The 4,016-nt window shown below is 28.7% G+C and carries 3 protein-coding genes; all 3 read left to right on the forward strand.

Features of this window, described 5'->3' with window-relative positions:
* Positions 1-287: ribonucleotide-diphosphate reductase subunit beta (locus tag ACRC03_RS19310; RefSeq protein ID WP_438654242.1), on the forward strand; the 287-nt coding region annotated here is incomplete at its 5' end.
* A 133-nt stretch (positions 288-420) separates the two neighbouring features.
* The gene (locus tag ACRC03_RS19315) at positions 421-2,523 is read left to right on the forward strand and encodes an efflux RND transporter permease subunit (protein WP_438654243.1); all 2,103 of its coding nucleotides are present in this window, start codon (positions 421-423) and stop codon (positions 2,521-2,523) included.
* Positions 2,492-4,016 (forward strand): hypothetical protein (locus ACRC03_RS19320; RefSeq protein ID WP_438654244.1); only part of this gene is annotated, 1,525 nt, incomplete at its 3' end. The genes ACRC03_RS19315 and ACRC03_RS19320, both read left to right, overlap by 32 nt.

Below are 4,016 nucleotides of genomic sequence, written 5' to 3' on the forward strand. Positions count from 1 at the left end.
TGTACCAGATTTTAGCTAGTCTTATGGAAAATGAAATAAACTATACTAGATGTATATACAAAGAGAGTGGACTAGAAGAGGAAGTTATAAACTATTTACAATACAATGCAAATAGTGCATTAGAAAATCTAGGATTTGAACATTTATATAATGCAAAAGAAATAAACCCAATAGTTTTAAATGGATTAAGCACAGAAACCAAAACTCATGACTTCTTTTCAACAAAGGGGAATGGATATCAAAAAGGAGTCTATGAAGAGTTACAAGATGAAGATTTTATTATTTAAATATACAACACTCATACTGCAAAGTATGGGTGTTTTATTATGTATTTTAATAATTTTTAATAATTTAAACATTTTTATATAATATTTTCCAAATATAATCAATCTTATAAATGATAAATATGGGGGTTTGCAAATGAAGTGGCTTACAGAAAAAATATTAAAAAATAAAGCTATTGTACTAATTATATTTCTTTTAGCCTTAATATTTAGTGTGTTTAGCTCTAAATTAGTAAAGGTTAATTATGATTTAGCGGATTATCTACCTGAAGATTCACATTCGACGGTATCGCTTGAAGTAATGAATAAAGAATTTGAGAAAGGTCCACCAAATCTAAGGGTAATGTTAGAGGAGATGTCTATTCCAAAAGTCTTAGAATATAAAGACCGAATTTCTAAAGTAGATGGAGTCAAAGAAATTCAATGGTTAGATGATTCTGTAAACATAAATCAACCTATAGAAATGATAGATAAAAAAGTGCTAGATTCTTGGTATAAAGACAAGAATGCCTTATTTTCAATAGTAGTGGATGATGGTAATGGATTACAAGATACTATTAACGACATAAAAGGAATAGTAGGGAGTAAGGGAGCAATTGAAGGTCAAGCAGCAACATCAGCTTTTGCACAAGCTTCAACAGGAGAAGAAAGTTCAAAAATTATGATGTTTTTAATACCTTTAATATTAATTATTCTAATAATAAGCACTAGTTCTTATTTTGAGCCATTTTTATTCTTATTAACAGTAGGAGTAGCGATATTAATAAATACAGGAACGAATATATTTTTAGGGGAAATTTCTTTTATAACTCAGTCAACAACAGCTATTCTTCAACTTGCAGTATCTATGGATTATTCAATATTTTTACTTCATAAATTTGCAAAATTTAGAGGTAAAGGAATGGATGTAAAGGAAGCAATGGCTAATGCAATGGAAAAATCTTTTTCACCTATAGTGGCAAGTGCATCAACTACAATATTTGGATTTTTATCTCTTACACTTATGAGATTTAAAATAGGACCGGACTTAGGAATTGTATTAGCAAAAGGTATAATAATAAGTCTTTTATCAGTAATGTTTTTATTTCCAGTGTTAGCTATATACACTTACAAAATAATTGATAAAACACAGCATAAATCATTTTTACCTAGCTTTGAAAAGTTTAGTAAGTTTTCTATGAAAATTGGACCGATAGCAGTGGTAATTATATGTTTATTAACTGGACCTGCATTTTTAGCTAAAGATAAAAATCAGTTTAGTTATGGAGCATCTTCAATGTCGAGTGGGGAAGAAACAGAAATTGGAAAAGATACAGCTAAAATAAATAAATTATACGGTAAATCTAATCAGGTAGTATTAATGATACCATCGGATGATGAAGTAGCTGAAAAAGAAATAACAGATAAACTTTATAACATAGAGTGTGTAAGTGATGTTATATCTTACTCAGAAGCTATAGGAAATGAAATACCTAGAGACTTTATACCAAAAGATAAAGTATCTTCTTTAGTAAGTGATAATTACAGTAGAATGATAATAACTCTTGCAGCAGAAGAGGAAAGTGATACAGCATTTAAAACAGTTGAATCAATTAGAAATTTATCAAAAGAATATTTTGCAGATGACTATTATTTAGCAGGAGGTAGTCCGAGCACTTATGATATAAAAACAACAGTAACTACAGATGATAAAGTTACTACAATAGGAGCAATTGTTGCAATTGGGTTGGTAATATTAATTACTTTCAAATCTGCATCAATTCCAATTATTTTATTAATTGCTATAGAATCTTCTATATGGATAAATCTATCAGTTTCATACTTTAAAGGAATAGAGCTAGCATTCATTGGATACATGGTAATTAGTTCAGTTCAATTAGGGGCAACTGTAGATTATGCAATTTTATTTGCAGATGAATACTTACAAAATAGAAAAAAATACTTAAAAGAAAATGCAGTAATTAAAACGATAAAATCAACAACGGGAACTGTTTTAACCTCTGGGATAATATTATCTGTATCTGGATATACATTGGGGTTAATATCTTCAAACACTGTAATAGCTCAGTTAGGAACGCTAATTGGAAGAGGTGCAATATTGTCAATCTTATCTGTGTTATTATTCTTACCAACTATAATGGTAATGTTTGATAAAGTAATTGAAAAAACATCTAAAAATATAAAGTTTTATAAAGAGGGGGATAAATATGAAGATAAACATGAAATTGAATTCAGCTAAAAAAGTTACAACAGGACTAATAATCACCTCAATTTTAGTCGGCAATATTAGTATGGTATTTGCCAATAGCAATACTTTGAAAGAAGAAGTAGTTTATACAAAGTTAAATGATAATGGAGATGTAAATAACATTTATGTAATAAATAGTTTTGATACAAGTTCAAATAAAAATATTGTGGATTATGGTAATTATACTAATGTAGTAAACCTTTCAACTGAAGATGTATTAAAATATTCAAATGGTTTATTAGATACAAAGGTAAACAATAAAGATGATAAGTTTTTCTATCAAGGGGATATGAAAATTAAAGAAATACCTTGGTATATAAATATAGAATACACACTGGATGGACAAAAGATAAATACAAAAGAATTAGCAGGTAAAAGTGGTAAATTAGAAATAAAAATAGATATAGATAAAAATGACAAAGTAGATAAAGCTTTTTATGATAATTATGCAACTCAACTATCTTTAAGCTTAGACGGAGAAAAATGTAAAAATATTAAGGCAGAGGATGGAACTATTGCTAATGTTGGGTCTACTAAATCTATTTCATATATCAAACTACCAGGAGAGAGTGCAAGTTACACGCTAACTACAGATGTAAAAGATTTTGAAATGGACCCAATAATTATCAATGGATTAAATATGGGAATGAATGTAAATGTAGATCTTGGAGATATGAATAATTCACTAGATACTTTAGTAAATGCAGTTGGAGATTTAAATAAAGGTACCTCAGATTTAAAAACTGGTGTAGATAGTTATAAAACGGGAGTAAATAAATTTTATATGAGTAGCACACAATTGTTAGATGGAGCAGGTCAATTAAAAACTGGAGTAAATGAATTTAAAGGTGGAGTAGCATCTCTAAATGATGGTGCAAAATCTTTAAACAATGGATTAGAAAGTTTATCTCAAGGTTCTGCAAATTACAAACAAAATGTAGAAAACTATTCAGCTTTAGTAAGTCAAATGACAAGCGAGCTAAAAGCAAAGTTACCACCAGAGATTTATCAACAATTACCATTAGATAGTTTAGTGGAAGGAGCCCAAGGATTAGCAAATGGTTATGAAGGTATTGATAATGGAATAAACGGTGCAAAGACTGGTTCAGGAGCATTATACAATGGTTCACAACAATTAGCTAATAATATTTCAGATTTAGCTAAAGGTTCAGAAGGTGTATATAATGGAGTAGCAGCATTAAGTAATGGTACCAATGAATTAGTAAATGGAATAGATAAGATTGGGGAAGGTGCATCAAAATTAAATGCGGGATCAACACAATTAAATAATAAAACTAGCGATGTACCAGATGAAATAGATTCAAAAATTAAAGAAATGACTTCGAAATATTCAAATAGTAACTTTAAGCCAATTTCTTTTGCAAGTGAAAAAAATAAAAATATAGAAAGTGTCCAATTTACTATAAGAACAGAAGGCATATCTATAGAAAAGAAAGAAAACATTGTGAAGGAAGAAAAGAAAG

This window comes from Romboutsia sp., from assembly GCF_051659545.1.
In the GTDB taxonomy this organism is placed as follows: Bacteria; Bacillota; Clostridia; order Peptostreptococcales; family Peptostreptococcaceae; genus JBOFOR01.